Origin of the sequence: Sporosarcina sp. BP05, assembly GCF_014282005.1 — a bacterium.
GTDB lineage: Bacteria > Bacillota > Bacilli > Bacillales_A > Planococcaceae > Sporosarcina.
Genome location: NZ_JACFTD010000005.1, coordinates 178,484 through 194,129, shown reverse-complemented (window position 1 = coordinate 194,129; position 15,646 = coordinate 178,484). Strand labels below are relative to the sequence as shown.

The following is a 15,646-nucleotide window of genomic DNA, read 5'->3' as shown; positions in this document are numbered from 1 at the left end:
ACGGTGAAAATATGCAATATAGAAAGTAAGGGGTGGAACAAGTATGAATAACACAGCAGGTTTTATGGGTGGCTTGTATGCTATTAGCGAATGGATTATGAAGTTTTCTTTGATTAATCTATTTTGGATACTCTTTAATATGCCTATTGTTTATTTACTTTTAAATCTATTATTTATTGAACAGAAAGAAGCATTACCCTTTTTATTGATTCCTATAATACTATTAATGCCAATTTTATTCTTCCCTGCAACGACCGCAATGTTTGGAATGGTGAGAGGGTGGATTAGTAAAGATGAAGGTAGTAGTCATCTATTAAAGTCATATTGGGGGTATTATAAAGAAAATTATAAAAGAAGTGCATTAATTGGGCTTATTTTAACAATAGCTTGGATGATTTGGGCGGCAGATGTCTACTACTTTTTCAATGATAATAATAGTATAATGATGTTTCTTTTTATGATCATGGGTATTATCTTGTATGTCTTTTCAATCAATCTTTTTTCGGTTACTGTTCATTATCATATGAAGTTGTTTACTTCAATTAAAAATGCTTTTCTCCTTACTATAGGAAGCCCAGTTTTATTTATTGCGGTGACCATCAGCAGTGGTGTAGTCCTCTATATTAGTATAAACGTCTTCAGGTACTTCCTACCCTTTTTGACAGGGTCTCTTATTGCGTTTTTATCCTTTTCTGCTTTTTATAGAAATCATCTCAATAATATTGAAAAAACTAAAAAATGAAACAAACTGAATATTGTATTGCTAAATTATGGGGTGCGTGTTAATCTGGAAATGCGCAATGAATGCAACCGGTTTCATAAACATATGGGAGAGGAGGAATCAATACCCGAAGTATACTGAATAGGAAACTGTGCAACCGCTTTCACTGAGGATAACAAAAAGGAGAGATACTATGAGAAGCAAGAATTGTTTTGTCAGCTTAATTTCCGTATTGTTAGTATCTATATTTGCACTAGTGGGGTGCTCAGCTTCCGACGACGAAGGGAAAAAAGTAGCATCTGGGGACCAAGTAACAATTGACATTTTACAATTTAAAGTAGAAATTAAAGAGCAGTTTGAAGCGTTAGTTAAAGTGTATGAAAAAGAACATCCCAATGTAAAAATCAATGTTAAAACGGTTGGTGGAGGAGCTGATTATGGCGGGTTGTTGAAAACATCATTCTCTTCCGGTGAAGCCCCAGACATTTTTAATGTAGGTGGACCGTCTGCTGTTGAAGAATATAGAGAGTATTTAGCGGATGTGTCTGATACAGAGGCTGCTAAAACGGCTAATGAAGGAACTTTAAACACCGTAACAGACGGTGATAAAGTGCTAGGATTACCGATAAATCAAGAGGGGTATGGCTTGATTTATAATAAGAGGATTTTTAAAGAAGCGGGCATCAATCCCGATGAAATTGTAACTTTCAAGGATTTAGAGAGCGCTGCTGAAACGTTAGACAGCCAAAAGGAAAAGCTTGGTATTGACGCTGTATTTGCACTAGCAGCAAAAGAAAAATGGGTAATTGGAAACCATCTAGCAAACATCTTTTTTGCACCAGAATTTAATAATGATATTCTAGAAGCTTTTGATGCAAAGACAATCCCATTTGAAAAAAGCAATGAATTGAAAAGGCATCTAGACCTGGAGAATAAATACTCCGTTCAGCCTGTCCTAAGCTTAGACTATTCTCAACAAGTGGAACAATTATTCTCGTTAGAACGTGTAGCGATGATTCAACAAGGCAACTGGATCTATAATTCAGTTTACGATATGGATCCAGAACTAGCGGAAAATGGGATCGGTATTTTACCAGTTCCTCTAGAAGGATATGAAGGCAAGATTCCAACTGGCGTCCCGTCCTATTGGGCTGTCAATAGTGCGAGTGATCCCGAAAAAGTCCAAGCAAGTAAAGAATTCTTGAATTGGATGTACACATCAGAAACAGGTAAGAATGCTGTACTAGAAGACTTTAAATTCATCCCAGCCTATCAAAACTATGATGCAACAAAAATAGCAGATCCGCTTTCGCAACAAATTTATGACTATGCTTCTAAAGGGAACACAATTGAAGGATGGGTATTTTTAGCATCTCCAACTTCGTGGAGTCAAGAAGTACTTGGCGTTAATATGCAAAAGTATTTAAGCGGTTCCATGGAGTGGGAGGACGTTATTTCTCAATCACGCGCTAAATGGGAAGAAGAACGCAAATAACAGGATTCAACAGAACAATACAGCTAACAAAAGCCTACGTCGTTTTTGTTAGCTGTACTACATATTGGGGGTGCTAGAAGTGCGAAACCGTGATCTATCATTTTGGCTATTTATAATGCCAGTACTAGTGAGTTTATGTCTAGTCATTATTGTTCCATTTATTTATGGGTTCATTTACTCCTTTACAAATTGGAATGGACTAGTGGCTACTGAATTCATAGGGTTTAAAAACTATATTACATTATTTAAAGATGAAGAATTTAGAGCATCCATTTGGTTTACGACTAAATTTGCAGTGACATCTGTCATCCTTCTAAACTTCTTAGGGTTAGGTCTAGCTATGCTTGTGACCCGGAAAATGAAATCGAGTAACTTTATGCGAACGGTTTTCTTCATGCCCAACTTGATAGGCGGGCTTATCCTAGGGTTCATTTGGCAGTTTATTTTTATCAGTGTTTTTGGAAGCTTAGGAGATTTACTAGGGATTGAGGCATTAACGGGTTGGTTGTCCACGACAGCAACTGGTTTTTGGGGATTAGTAATTTTGACATCTTGGCAAATGGCAGGCTACATTATGATCATCTATATTGCATACTTAGAAAACATTCCGAAGGATTTAATTGAAGCAGCGAAAATTGATGGGGCATCTAGTTTCCAACGCTTTCGCAACATCACATTCCCACTCGTAGCACCTGCATTTACCGTTAGTATGTTTTTAACGTTGTCCGGTTCATTTAAAATCTATGACCAAAATTTATCATTGACGAATGGTGGACCTTACAACTCTACCCAAATGGCTGCAATGAATATTGTGAAAACAGCTTTTACTGAAAACAAAATGGCCTATGCGCAATCGCAAGCCGTTATTTTTTTCCTGATAATAGCATTTGTTGCTGTAACGCAAGTTTACTACAATAAAAAGCGGGAGGTGGATCTATAATGAAGAAGAGTAAGCGTAAACTGTATATGATAGAGCTTCTTGGACTCTTGCTTGCTTTATTATGGCTATCACCGTTCTATTTAATGATTGTTAATGCATTTAAAACAAAAAGAGAAATTTTTTCGGGTGTACTTGGTCTACCGAAGGAACTCACGACAGATAACTTTGTTAAAGCGTTTAATGATTTAGATTTTTTTAAATCCCTTTTCAACTCCGTTTTAATTACCGTTGTGGGTGTAGGGGTTATAATTATCTTTTCATCTATGGCAGGATATGCACTTGCCCGAAACAAAAGTAAACTTAGTGGTATAATTTTGTTGGTTTTTGTTGCTGCTATGTTAATTCCGTTTCAATCCGTTATGATTCCACTTGTTTCGCTTTTTGGAAAAGCAGATATGCTGAATCGCCCAGGTCTGATCTTAATGTATTTAGGATTCGGTTCTAGTCTATCCATTTTTTTATACCATGGTGCCATGACTGGAATATCTAATTCTATGGATGAGGCGGCTATTATCGATGGCGCGAATAAATTCCAAGTGTTTTGGAAGATTATTTTCCCATTACTAAAACCTATCTCTGTTACAGTAGGTATATTAAATGTCATTTGGATTTGGAATGATTTCTTACTACCATCACTCATATTAGCAGATTCAAGTGCGACGATTCCTTTGAAAATGTATCTTTTCTTCGGACAGTATACAAAACAATGGCATTTAGCATTAGCAGGATTGACTATTGCAGTTATTCCGGTAATTATCGGATACTTCTTTGCACAGAAACAAATTATTGAAGGGGTATCCGAAGGTGCCGTTAAATAAGCGTAAAAGGATGTTGATTATGTCTGTAACAATTAAAGACGTTGCGGCTAAGGCGAATGTAGCTCCATCCACCGTATCACGTGTCGTTTCGGATAGTCCTCTTATTAGTGAGAAAACGAAGCGACGAGTTCGAGAAGTCATGGAAGAAATGGGCTTTCATCTGAACTATAATGCGCAAATGCTCGCACTACAGTCAACAAAGACAATCGGTATTATTATGAAAAATTCTGCGAAGGAATCTATAATTACTTCCTTTTTTCCAGAAGTTATTCGGGGAATCAGTGCCTTGTGCAGTAAGCATGATTTCAGTATCAGTCTAACTACAGGGGAATCTGAGGAAGAAATCTTTACTGATACGGTAAAAATGGTACGTGGAAAAAGAGTAGATGGCATGATTGTCTTATACTCAAAAAAAGATGATAAAGTGGTTCCTTATTTAATTGAATCTGGTATTCCTTTTGTCGTCATAGGCAAACCTCTAATTGAATCCGGTAAGGTCATGTTTGTAGATAATGACAACGTTCAAGCAGCGAAAGAAGCTACAGATTTTTTACTAAACCTTGGACATGAAAAGATTGCATTTATTGGTGAAGATGAGCAGTTTGAAGTAAGTGAAGCTAGATTAAATGGTTACATTCAAGCGGTAAAAGGAAAGAACTTGGATATTCCAGAGGGGTTCATCAAGAATATACAATTCGATCTTAACCATGGCAAACAAATTGTCGCTGAATTAATGAGCTTAGCTGAGCCACCTACTGCATTAGTTGTCTCAGATGACTTAAATGCGTTAATTGTGTTGACCGCTTTAAGTGAAAAAAATATAAAAGTACCAACCGATATGAGTATGATTGTCTTTAATAATTCAGTCATATCGAAAGTAGCCAATCCGCCCTTAACGACGGTAGATACACAAATATTTCAATTGGGCTATGAATCTGCGCACTGCCTAATCGAACTGGTGAAAGATCCGCAAATGTTTAGAAAAAGTGTCATCATACCAACTGTTATTGTGGAAAGAAATTCGTGTTTACCCCTGTAAGTGGGGACAATTTGTAACTTTTAGCGTAAGTGCAACCGGTTGCTTGAATACATGCAACAGATCTTTTTGAAGGAGGAACTATTCATGAACATAGTCGTATGGAATGAAAATCGTCATGAACAAAAAAATCCTGTTGTCTCAGATATTTATCCAAAAGGAATCCACGGGGCAATTGCAGATTTTTTACAACAGGACTCTAACGATGTAAAAACAGCAACGCTCGACGAGCTAGAACACGGTTTAACGCAAGAGGTTTTGAATGATACTGATGTACTTGTTTGGTGGGGGCATCTTGCGCATGATGAAGTACAAGATGAGATAGTGGAAAGAGTTAAGAAGCGTGTATTGGAAGGCATGGGTTTGATTGTTTTACATTCAGCTCATTTTTCTAAGATATTCAAGACATTGATGGGGACGACTTGTGATCTTAAATGGCGTGAAGCAGATGAGAAAGAGCGATTATGGGTTGTTGATCCGAGCCATCCAATTACAGAAGGCATCGGGGAATATATCGAACTTGAAAAGGAAGAGATGTATGGGGAGCATTTTGATATCCCAGCACCTGATGAGTTAGTATTTGTCAGTTGGTTTGAAGGTGGAGAAATATTTAGAAGCGGGGCCACATTTAAGCGTGGCAAAGGGAAGATATTCTATTTCCGTCCAGGACATGAAACATACCCAACATATTACAATAAAGATGTGCAACAGGTTATTCGTAATGCAGTGAAATGGGCCGACAATTCGAATACACCAGCACCAATCTATGGAAATGCTAAGCCATTGGAGAAAATTGCGAATCATTACGAGTGAAAACAACTGAAGGAGTGAAGGTAATGTCGAAATTACGAGTTGCGGTTATTGGATGCGGTAGCATTGCTAGATATAGACATTTAGGAGAATTTAATAACCATTCAGGAGTAGAAATTGTCGCTGTCTGTGACATTATAGAAGAAAGAGCACAAGAGATTGCGCAACAATATGGTGCAAAAGCTTATACGAGTTATGAAAAGTTATTTGAAATGGAAAAGCCGGATGCAGTGAGTGTTTGTTTACCAAACTATTTACATGCACCCGTTTCAATTGCAGCTTTACAAGCAGGTTGTCATGTATTGTGTGAAAAACCTATGGCAACATCGAGAGCAGAAGCAGAGGAAATGATTGAGGCTGCAAAAAATAATAATAAAAAATTAATGATTGCTCATAATCAACGTTTTGTACCATCGCACGCTAAGGCACGAGACTTAATTGCAAAAGGTGAAGTAGGTAAAATCTATAGTTTCAGAACTGCATTTGGACATGGCGGACCTGAAGGGTGGAGTATTGACGGCAAAGACAGTTGGTTCTTCAATAAAGAGCAAGCTTTTATTGGAGCGATGGGGGATCTTGGCGTACATAAAGCTGATTTACTCCGCTATTTACTTGGAGAAGAATTTGTCGAAGTAGCTGGTTTTATCGAAACAAGTGCAAAAGAGAATACAGATGTTGATGATAATGCTGTTTGTATTTTAAAGTCTGAAAGCGGCGTGATTGGAACGCTTGCAGCTAGTTGGGCTTATACGGCAAAAGAAGATAATTCCACAATTATCTACGGTGAACATGCTACATTACGTTTAGAAGATGATGCAAACTATTCGTTAATTGTGCAATATAAAAATGGAGAAGTCGTTAACTATGAATTGGGTGGAATTCAGTCTAATGCCGAAGGTGGTCAAACAACCACGCATATTATTGATCATTTTGTTGACTCAATTGTGCAAGATACTGAGCCACTCATTAATGGTGAGGAAGGTATGAAATCATTACAGGTAATCTTGGCAGCTTTGGAATCAATGGAAACAAAACAAATCACAAAAATTTAACTAACCATTGGAGGTACGATTCATGAAACTAGGCGTATTTGCTGTTTTATTTGCAGGAAAATCATTTGAAGACATGCTGGATCACGTGAAAAAAGCGGGTGTAGAGGCCGTTGAAATTGGCACAGGCGGCTATCCAGGAGATGCTCATTGTAATGTAGATGAGCTACTTGCAAGTGAGGATAAGCGGAAGGAATATCTGGATAAAATCCAATCACGCGGATTAACGATTAGTGCCTTCAGCTGTCACGGCAACCCAGTTTCCCCAAATAAACAAGTTGCTCAAAATGCGCATAATACATTCGTGAAAACTGTTAAACTAGCACAGTTATTAAATGTACCTGTTGTCAACACATTTTCGGGGACACCGGGATCTCACGAGGGCTCAACACATTCAAACTGGCCGATATCCCCATGGCCAACAGAGTACTCGGATATCTATAACTGGCAATGGGAACAAAAACTCATTCCTTACTGGAAAGAACAAGGGAAATTCGCGGAAGATCACGGTGTGAAAATAGGGATTGAGCTTCATGGTGGGTTTTCAGTACATACACCCTATACCCTGTTGAAATTAAGAGAAGCTACTTCACCCGCTATCGGGGCCAATTTAGATCCAAGTCATCTTTGGTGGCAAGGAATAGATCCGGTCGCAGCTATTAAAATTTTAGGGCAAGAAAATGCCATTCATCATTTCCATGCCAAAGATACATTTATTGACCAGGACAATGTGAATATGCACGGCTTAACAGATATGCAGGCATACGGTGATGTGCAAACACGTGCGTGGACATTTAGATCTGTCGGCTGTGGGCATAGTATCCAAGAATGGTCAGATATGATGAGTGCATTACGCACCTATGGCTATGATTATGTTGTAAGTATCGAACATGAAGATCCGTTAATGTCGGTTGATGAAGGGTTTTCACGTGCAGTGACTAATTTGAAATCTGTAATGATTAAAGATCAGCCTGCAGATATGTGGTGGGTATAATAAATAGAAATGTTGCGTTGTATGAGGTTGATATTCATACAACGCAACTTTTTTAACGGTTAAATTAATGCATGTATTCATATAGTAAACCTGTATCAGGTGATCAACAACAAATTGTAGGTAATCCAAAAATGAAAAGAGTGGTTTGAATGAGTGTATTAAGAGTTGGAATTATTGGTGCTGGAGGAATTGCTAGTGGTGTACATATCCCTAATTATTTGAACAGCGGCTACGAGGTAGAAATAGTCGCAATAGCAGATGTTATAGTGGAACGTGCACAACAAGTTGCAGAACAATTTACAATTCCTTATGTCTTTTCCTCCTATAAAGAAATGCTTGAAAACGTAGAATTAGATGCGGTAAGTGTTTGCATACCTAATAAATTTCATGCGGAAGCTACGATTGCTGCGCTCGGGGCGGGTTGTCATGTGTTGTGCGAAAAACCACCGGCAATGACTATGGAAGAAGCACAATTGATGGCGAAAACAGCTAGCGAGTCTGGAAAAATTTTAACGTATGGCTTTCATTATCGCTATCGACCTGAAGTGGAAATTGCAAAATCATTTATTGATGCGGGAGAAATGGGCGATATTTACGCTGCGCGCGTTCACGCTATTCGTAGAAGAGGTATTCCAGGTTGGGGTGTATTTACGAATAAGGAATTACAAGGCGGAGGCCCATTAATAGATATTGGCGTTCATATGCTAGATACCGCACTCTATCTCATGGGCTACCCAGAACCTGACGTTGTGTTAGGGAAAACACATCAACAAATAGGCCATAAAAAAGGAGTAGGGCTATTTGGTGATTGGGACTATGAAAACTATACAGTAGAAGATATGGCTGTTGGTATGGTGACATTTAAAAATGGAGCCACTTTAACATTGGAAGCTGCTTTTGCTGCAAATGTCGAAAAAGATGAGACGATGCAGGTTTCCCTGATGGGGAATAAAGGGGGAGCTGATATTTTCCCTTTGAAAATTTATCAGGAGAAGTACAACACATTAATTGATAGTACTCCCGCTTATTTACCAGAAGTAAATGGTCATCAACTTGAAATCAATCAATTTGTAGAATGTTGCTTGGAAGGTAAGACCCCATTAAGTACGCCTGAACAGGGGCTGATCATTCAAAAAATCGTGAATGCTATTTATGAATCTGCGGAAACTGGGAGGGCGATACAGTTCTGAAGTACTATTAAAGAGATTTGAACCAAAAAGGTTGTGCAGTATGAATTCAACATTCATACTGCACAACCCTTTTTTTATAAAGTAAGAACTTTAGTCACACTGCGAGAAATTTCATGCGTATTAATTGTAGATTGTATCTGTTTGTTTTTCACGCATTTTATAAACTCTTCGACCTCATAGTACATAGAATCAAATTCATGCTTAACAGAAATATCTTCAGTTTGACCGTCTTTGTATTTGATCATAATTTGTTTCGGATCACTGATTTTATCGATTTCGATGACACCATTCTCACCCTGTATTTCATTTTGGGAATAGGAATCTGAAATTTTGGAGTACATAATAACAGCTTCAAATTCATCGTAATTTAAGATCATACTTCCTTGGCCATCTGCACCAGTGGATAGTAAATAAGTGTTTTTGAGTACAGATTTAGGTTCACCGACTAGATGAATAATAGGTGCGATGCAATAAACGCCTAAGTCCGTTTTTGCACCATTCCCCAGTTCTGGTATAAAAGCATTTTCTATAATACCTGCTTTGTATTTATCGTAACGCGAGGAGTATTGATTATAATGAAATACGAATCGGCGGAGTGGGCCAATCTTAGCTAGGTGCTCTTTCAAGTTGAGAAATGTAGGTGTAACTGTGGATTTCATAGCTTCCATATAGGTTACTTGATGTTCTTCAGATGCTTTAATTACTTGATCCATTTCATTTAAGGAAGTGACTGCTGGTTTTTCGCAAAGTACATGAATGCCGTTTTTCATTGCCAAAATACTTTGTTCTGCATGAAACGCATTGGGCGATGCAATATAAACAGCTTCAATATTACCACTTTGAAACATTTCTATCATATCTGTATACACATGTTCGATATTATGTTTCTCTGCGAACGCTCTCCCTGTATCCTCAGTCCTTGAGTAAACTGCCCCTATGCTAAACTCGGGATGTTCTTTAGCTGCTTTAATAAGTCGATCTGTAATCCAATTTGTTCCGATAATTCCAAATTTCACAGTAATACCCCCTTTTAGTTATATATGTAGAAGTAAAGAATTTCATTGAATTCGCTGCGGCGCTAGGGGATGCCCACCGCCCTAAGTCGAACAGCTTCGCAGCTAGTCTTAGGGCTACGGCTACCCCTTGATAGGCGCCTTCGCTCAGTTACATAGATTTTCATTTGTTCAATATATAGTCAATAATAAGTAGTCCTGCCTTATAAAGTGAAACTAGCCCTCAATGCTAAATGAAAACACTGTCTGCTTTTCATATAATCCATTAGCTCTTAAGATAACTGGTGGTAAGCCCTCGTGATGCAAGGAGGCAGGGGAAGCTTGTGTTTCAAAACAGACACCTAAATAAGGTTTTGATTTTCCTTCTGCTAACTCAAGGTCGTCTTCAAGGGTATTCGATGTGTACATAACGACGCCTGGTTGGGTGGTCTTAATCGTCATAACACGGCCACTCGTTTCTTCTTTTACACAGATGTTTGGTTGGTTAGTTTGCTTGAGAATAAAGTAATGATCATAGCCATGATTAGCAACTCTATTTTGCGCTGACAGGGAATTAATGCCGTCAACAAGCTTCCTTTCAGTTCGGAAATCAAATGGTGTATTCACTACATGGATCTTTTTACCAGTGGGTATTAGGTCCGTATCAAGTTCAACGAATTCATTACTCTCTATTGTAACATGGTGGTTGTGAATCGTAGCGGCTAAATTCCCATTTAAATTAAAATAGGAATGATTTGTCATAGTAAGCGCAGTCGTTTTGTCGGATGTCCCTGAATAATCAAGGATGAGCTCATTGTTATTTGTCAATGTATAGGTAACGGAAACCTCAATAGTACCAGGGTATCCACCTTCACCATCTAAGCTCATATGGGTTAATTTTACGCCTACTTTATCATCTGTGTGAAAGGGGGTAGTTTGCCAGACTACTTGATGGAATCCTCCATCACCTCCATGTAAATGATGGTCACCTTCATTTGCTACCAATGTATATGTTTGATCTTCGATAGTGAATGAAGAATCTTGAATTCTTCCAGCAACGCGACCAATAATTGCGCCAAAGAAGTTCGAGTTTTTTTCATAATCGAGATAATTTTTATAGCCAAGGACCACATTTTCAAGTTGATTATGCCGGTTTGGAACGCTTATATCAGTGATGATACCACCAAAATTCAAAAAGCTTACTTTCATGCCATTATCATTTGTTAGTATATACAACTTCCATTTATTCAGAATATCTTGCGTCACTATTTTCAACTGACTAGCCACCTACTTATTCAAAGTTTTGATAAATCGTTCACACTCACTTTGTACTTTAAAAACACCTGCATCTCCAAGAACTTTGGCGAATTTAATCCCAAGTTCGTTTTCTAAAATGGGTTCAATTTGTTCCTGGTTTAACAATTCTCCATAGTTACCTTTCATTTGCTCTGCCCATTGTTGATGATAGGGGGCTACAGCACTAGTTTGATCTAGTAAAAACTTCTTGATTTCAGCTAATTCATCTTTAAGGCGAGCTGGTAATACTGCGAGGCCCATTACTTCAATAAGTCCAATATTTTCTTTTTTAATATGATGGACATCTGCATGGGGGTGGAAAATCCCTAGTGGATGTTCTTCAGTCGTTCGATTATTGCGTAAGACAAGATCTAGTTCAAACTTGTTAGCGCGCATTCGTGCAATCGGTGTGATTGTATTGTGTGGGCTATCATTACTAAATGCTCTGATATCCGCTTCCTCATCACTATAATGTCTCCATGTGGTTAGGACATGGTCAGCTGCTAGAATCAATGGCTCAATTTCATCACACAGCAAGCGAATGGTTGATAACGGCCATTCCAGGACAGATGCAGTTATGTTTGGAAAGTTTTCTAAGGCAAACGAAAATGCATTTGTTGCTTTTGCCATTGGGAAATCATAACTCCCGGCTTGATAATGATCATGACTCAAAATAGATCCACCGACAATTGGTAAATCGGCATTCGAACCAATAAAATAATGTGGGAATTTCTCTATAAAAGTAAGTAACCGCTTAAAAGTGTCCCTACCAATTTTCATATCACGATGTTCTTCAGCAAGTAAAATACTATGTTCATTGTAATAAACATAAGGTGAATATTGCAGATACCAATTTTCATTTATAAGTGGCACTTGAATGATTCGATGGTTTGCTCTAGCTGGATAACCTGTCCGGCCAGCGTATCCTTCGTTTTCAATACATAATAGACATTTTGGATAATCAACATCATGTTTCAATTCGCTTTCTCTCTTGATTTGTTCGGGGTCTTTCTCGGGTTTCGACATGTTAATGGTAATATCCATTTCACCATAGATTGTTGCAGCTTTAAAATGGATGTTTTTCTTGATGCGGTTCATCTGAATATAATTGCTGTTTTTACTTAATTCAAAAAAATAGTCAGTTGCTTCTTTTGGAGAGTTACTATATTTCTTTTGGAAAACTTCATTGATAACAGATGGCCTGGCCACAAAGCAGTTCATGATTGTAGCAGAAAGTATTTCCTTGTCATCGAAAACATTGTCAATGACATTGTTTTCGGTAGCATAGGCAATGACTTTGTCGAGCAGGTTTGGAATTGAATCATCTGTTGTGTCTTCAGTTTCTGTAGGCATAGATTCGAGATGGAGCAGTGCAAGTACTTGGTTCGTCACATAAATCTGGTCAGCGGTATCGATTAGCCCCACTTCGATACCTTTTTGAATGAGTCCTCTAATATCTGAGTAGATCATTTAGCTGTCACATCCTTCTGGTAACCATTTGGATTATTGACATGCCAGTTCCAAGCATCTTGAATGATTTTTTCAATCGAAGTTCGCGTTGGTTGCCAACCTAATCGGGTGGCAGCTTTATCAGAGCTTGCGATTAGGATACTAGGATCACCTGCTCGTCGTTCACCTGATTTCTCAGGGATTTGTTTACCTGTAACTGCTCGTGCTGTATCAATCATTTCTTTGACTGAAAATCCTTGATTACTGCCAAGATTGAAAATATCGCTTTTCCCGTTATTGTTTAAATAATTAAGTGCTAAAAGATGCGCATTGATAAGGTCCTCTACATGGACATAATCACGAATACATGTGCCATCAGGTGTATCATAATCTTCTCCGAAAACAGTGATATGTGACCGTTGTTCGAGTGCTGCTTCGAGAATGATTGGTACGAGATGTGTTTCGGGATGATGGTCTTCGCCGATTTCTCCAGATTCCCGTGCACCTGCCACATTGAAATAGCGTAATGCAACATAGCGAATGCCATTGGCTTGTTCGCACCATTTCATCATTTTTTCCATCGTCAGTTTTGTTTCCCCATAAGTACTTGTCGGATTGGTTGGCATCTCTTCTGTAATTGGGACAGATTCTGGCTCCCCATAAGTAGCTGCCGTGGATGAAAAGACAATCTTTCTGACAGTAAACTCTGTCATTACTTGCAGTAATACTTGTGTACCATAGACGTTATTATCAAAGTACTCCAGTGGTTTTTCCATAGATTCTCCAACAAGGGAATTAGCTGCAAAATGAACAACTGCATCAATGGATTCATTGGTAAATACGCTACGCATAAACGAGATATCTCGAATATCACCTTCGTAAAATGTTGCATTGGGATGGACAGCTTCTCTGTGCCCAGTTTGTAGATTATCAATCACTACAACGTCCGTCTGTTGATCAATTAACTGATAAACCGCATGTGAACCGATATATCCAGCTCCACCTAGAACTAATACACTCATTTAATACACTCCTTCAGTAAGTTCTCGTGCACCGTCACCAATGGTAGCGGTGTAAAATGATGCCTCATAACCAATTTCTTCACTATAGATTTTATTAACATTGTTCTTAAAGCTATCAACTTTGTCAATTTCAACAATTGCAATCGCACACCCACCAAAACCGGCGCCAGTCATGCGGGCACCCACAATCCCTGGTTGATCCCATGCTGCTTGGACAATCGTATCTAGTTCGATGCCTGTTACTTCATAATCCAGTTGAAGAGATGTATGTGATTCATTCATTAATCGCCCAAATGTCTCTAAATTGCCCTGTTGTAATTGCTGAAGGGCCTCAACTGTCCGCAGATTCTCATAGACAGCATGTTTTGCACGTTTTTGGTTTGTTTCATTAGTAATAAGGTGTTTGTGTTGTTCAAATTGTTCTTCCGTCAAATCGCCAAGACTCTTAATTTGGATAACTGTTTGTATGTTCGCCAAAGCCTGCTCGCATTCCGCACGACGTTCATTGTATTTTGAACCAGCGAGTGTTCGTTGTTTATTGGTATTAATGATTATAATTACATGGTCATTAAGCTCAATTGGTGCATAGTTGTAAGCTAATGTTTGACAGTTTAATAGAATGGCATGCCCTTTTTTACCTTTACCAATTGCGAATTGATCCATAATTCCACTGTTGACGCCGATATAGTCATTTTCTACTTTTTGCCCAAGTTGAATCATCTGTACACGATCAATTTTTAATTCGAAAAGTCCTTCTAATAGGACGCCAGTGACCATTTCGATAGAAGCAGAAGAGGAAAGCCCGGCACCATTAGGAATGTCACCGTAAAATAAAATATCCATTCCAGTCGTTATTTTGAGTCCACTTTCCTTCATACATTGAATCATACCTTTAGGGAAATTCGCCCAATCATGTGCTTCATTATAGTCTAAATCAGCAAGATCACATTCAATGGTACCAATAGAAGGGAAGTTCAACGAGTAAAAACGTAACTTTTGATCATCTCGTTTGTTAGCAAGTGCGTATGTCCCATATGAAATTGAGGCGGGGAACACATGGCCACCATTATAATCCGTATGTTCACCAATTAGATTAATTCGTCCTGGTGCAAAAAATATACGCGGTATTTTGGTAACGTTGAATATTGATTGAAATTCATCTAGTAAATTTGGTTTTGCCAAACTTGCTACCCCCTAAAGTTAATAAGTTAATTTAATTAAGTTGAGTTGAGTGTACTATACATTAAGGCAATATTCAAACTCATATGTCCGAATTTATTAAAATAGTGGGGTTTGAAGAAATGGTTCAATTAGCTGGAGATGAGGTTGTCTAGTAAACAAATATCAAAAGAAGAGTGTAGACTCTTAAAATACTGGAAATTAAACTATAAAATCTTGTAAAGTAAATCATTTACATCTATCATATATAGTAGTTGATTATTCAGATTGTTTTCTGAGCAAGCTAATCTAAACGACTAAAAATATTATAATTAGCGTAAAGAAAAATGAGAGGATGATAAATATATAAACCTTTATTAATGATGACTTTTTATTATTGATTGGAACAGCGAAAGAATTACAGATTAATATAGCCATTTTAAGAAGAAGGAAATTTTACAAGGTGAGAATTTGACAAGATTATCTGTAATATTGCTAGGTGTAGATCACTATAAATAGAGATTCTATTGGTGATATATTCATCGCTAATAAAGGAAGAAAGTAAAGTACCAAAGGATATGGGGTTACTAGAAAAGTAGCTTACAAATATTTACTATGAAAATTCAATAAGTTATTTTACATTTTAAGATACATTAAATTGAATAAAATCGTTAAA

The 15,646-nt window shown here is 37.8% G+C and carries 14 protein-coding genes; 9 read left to right on the top strand and 5 right to left on the bottom strand.

Going from position 1 to position 15,646, the window contains the following annotated elements; all coding sequences use genetic code 11:
• The first annotated feature begins 43 nt into the window (after positions 1 to 43).
• The 9 genes from H2672_RS08235 to H2672_RS08195 all read left to right on the top strand — a co-directional run bounded on the left by H2672_RS08235 (position 44) and on the right by H2672_RS08195 (position 9,053).
• Positions 44 to 742 carry a YesL family protein gene (locus tag H2672_RS08235; protein WP_186670829.1) on the top strand — a complete coding sequence of 233 codons (699 nt, stop codon included), beginning with the start codon at positions 44 to 46 and terminating at the stop codon, positions 740 to 742.
• Positions 743 to 914: 172 nt separating this feature from the next.
• Positions 915 to 2,216, top strand: coding sequence for an ABC transporter substrate-binding protein (locus tag H2672_RS08230; RefSeq protein WP_186670828.1), 1,302 nt, complete (start codon positions 915 to 917; stop codon positions 2,214 to 2,216).
• Between the two features lie 79 nt (positions 2,217 to 2,295).
• Entirely contained in the window at positions 2,296 to 3,156 is an 861-nt protein-coding gene (locus H2672_RS08225) for a carbohydrate ABC transporter permease (RefSeq protein WP_186670827.1), read from the top strand.
• Positions 3,156 to 3,974, top strand: a complete 819-nt coding sequence (locus H2672_RS08220; protein ID WP_186670826.1) for a carbohydrate ABC transporter permease — start codon at positions 3,156 to 3,158, stop codon at positions 3,972 to 3,974. Before H2672_RS08225 ends, H2672_RS08220 begins: the two co-directional genes overlap by 1 nt.
• Positions 3,975 to 3,993: 19 nt before the next feature.
• Positions 3,994 to 5,013 carry a LacI family DNA-binding transcriptional regulator gene (locus H2672_RS08215; protein WP_186670825.1) on the top strand — a complete coding sequence of 340 codons (1,020 nt, stop codon included), beginning with the start codon at positions 3,994 to 3,996 and terminating at the stop codon, positions 5,011 to 5,013.
• A gap of 84 nt (positions 5,014 to 5,097) precedes the next feature.
• Positions 5,098 to 5,823: a ThuA domain-containing protein gene (locus tag H2672_RS08210; protein ID WP_186670824.1), complete on the top strand. Its 726-nt coding sequence runs from the start codon at positions 5,098 to 5,100 to the stop codon at positions 5,821 to 5,823.
• 23 nt (positions 5,824 to 5,846) lie between these two features.
• Positions 5,847 to 6,872 (top strand): Gfo/Idh/MocA family protein, encoded by a 1,026-nt coding sequence (locus H2672_RS08205; protein WP_186670823.1) that lies wholly within the window; start codon positions 5,847 to 5,849, stop codon positions 6,870 to 6,872.
• Positions 6,873 to 6,894: 22 nt separating this feature from the next.
• On the top strand, positions 6,895 to 7,863 hold the full coding sequence (locus tag H2672_RS08200; RefSeq protein ID WP_186670822.1) for a sugar phosphate isomerase/epimerase family protein: 969 nt from the start codon (positions 6,895 to 6,897) through the stop codon (positions 7,861 to 7,863).
• Positions 7,864 to 8,012: 149 nt separating this feature from the next.
• On the top strand, positions 8,013 to 9,053 hold the full coding sequence (locus H2672_RS08195) for a Gfo/Idh/MocA family protein (RefSeq protein WP_186670821.1): 1,041 nt from the start codon (positions 8,013 to 8,015) through the stop codon (positions 9,051 to 9,053).
• A gap of 74 nt (positions 9,054 to 9,127) precedes the next feature.
• Here H2672_RS08195 and H2672_RS08190 read toward each other — a convergent pair whose 3' ends face one another.
• From H2672_RS08190 to H2672_RS08170, 5 genes are all read right to left on the bottom strand, one after another.
• Positions 9,128 to 10,069 carry a Gfo/Idh/MocA family protein gene (locus H2672_RS08190; protein WP_186670820.1) on the bottom strand — a complete coding sequence of 314 codons (942 nt, stop codon included), beginning with the start codon at positions 10,067 to 10,069 and terminating at the stop codon, positions 9,128 to 9,130.
• Between the two features lie 213 nt (positions 10,070 to 10,282).
• Positions 10,283 to 11,311, bottom strand: coding sequence for an aldose epimerase family protein (locus H2672_RS08185; RefSeq protein ID WP_370569624.1), 1,029 nt, complete (start codon positions 11,309 to 11,311; stop codon positions 10,283 to 10,285).
• Between the two features lie 21 nt (positions 11,312 to 11,332).
• Entirely contained in the window at positions 11,333 to 12,811 is a 1,479-nt protein-coding gene (gene galT, locus H2672_RS08180; protein WP_186670818.1) for a UDP-glucose--hexose-1-phosphate uridylyltransferase, read from the bottom strand.
• A complete protein-coding gene (gene galE, locus H2672_RS08175; protein ID WP_186670817.1) occupies positions 12,808 to 13,812 on the bottom strand; it encodes a UDP-glucose 4-epimerase GalE in 1,005 nt (334 codons plus the stop codon). The genes galT and galE overlap by 4 nt, the downstream gene beginning before the upstream one ends.
• Positions 13,813 to 14,994: a galactokinase gene (locus H2672_RS08170; protein WP_186670816.1), complete on the bottom strand. Its 1,182-nt coding sequence runs from the start codon at positions 14,992 to 14,994 to the stop codon at positions 13,813 to 13,815.
• Between the last annotated feature and the right edge of the window lie 652 nt (positions 14,995 to 15,646).

What these genes read in the sequence shown, in the direction of transcription:
- H2672_RS08210 (WP_186670824.1), top strand. Translation starts at nt 5,098, where the DNA reads ATGAACATAGTCGTATGGAATGAAAATCGTCATGAACAAAAAAATCCT.
- H2672_RS08230 (WP_186670828.1), top strand. Translation starts at nt 915, where the DNA reads ATGAGAAGCAAGAATTGTTTTGTCAGCTTAATTTCCGTATTGTTAGTA.
- H2672_RS08200 (WP_186670822.1), top strand. Translation starts at nt 6,895, where the DNA reads ATGAAACTAGGCGTATTTGCTGTTTTATTTGCAGGAAAATCATTTGAA.
- galE (WP_186670817.1), bottom strand. Translation starts at nt 13,812, where the DNA reads ATGAGTGTATTAGTTCTAGGTGGAGCTGGATATATCGGTTCACATGCG.
- H2672_RS08205 (WP_186670823.1), top strand. Translation starts at nt 5,847, where the DNA reads ATGTCGAAATTACGAGTTGCGGTTATTGGATGCGGTAGCATTGCTAGA.
- H2672_RS08215 (WP_186670825.1), top strand. Translation starts at nt 3,994, where the DNA reads ATGTCTGTAACAATTAAAGACGTTGCGGCTAAGGCGAATGTAGCTCCA.
- H2672_RS08235 (WP_186670829.1), top strand. Translation starts at nt 44, where the DNA reads ATGAATAACACAGCAGGTTTTATGGGTGGCTTGTATGCTATTAGCGAA.
- H2672_RS08220 (WP_186670826.1), top strand. Translation starts at nt 3,156, where the DNA reads ATGAAGAAGAGTAAGCGTAAACTGTATATGATAGAGCTTCTTGGACTC.
- galT (WP_186670818.1), bottom strand. Translation starts at nt 12,811, where the DNA reads ATGATCTACTCAGATATTAGAGGACTCATTCAAAAAGGTATCGAAGTG.
- H2672_RS08195 (WP_186670821.1), top strand. Translation starts at nt 8,013, where the DNA reads ATGAGTGTATTAAGAGTTGGAATTATTGGTGCTGGAGGAATTGCTAGT.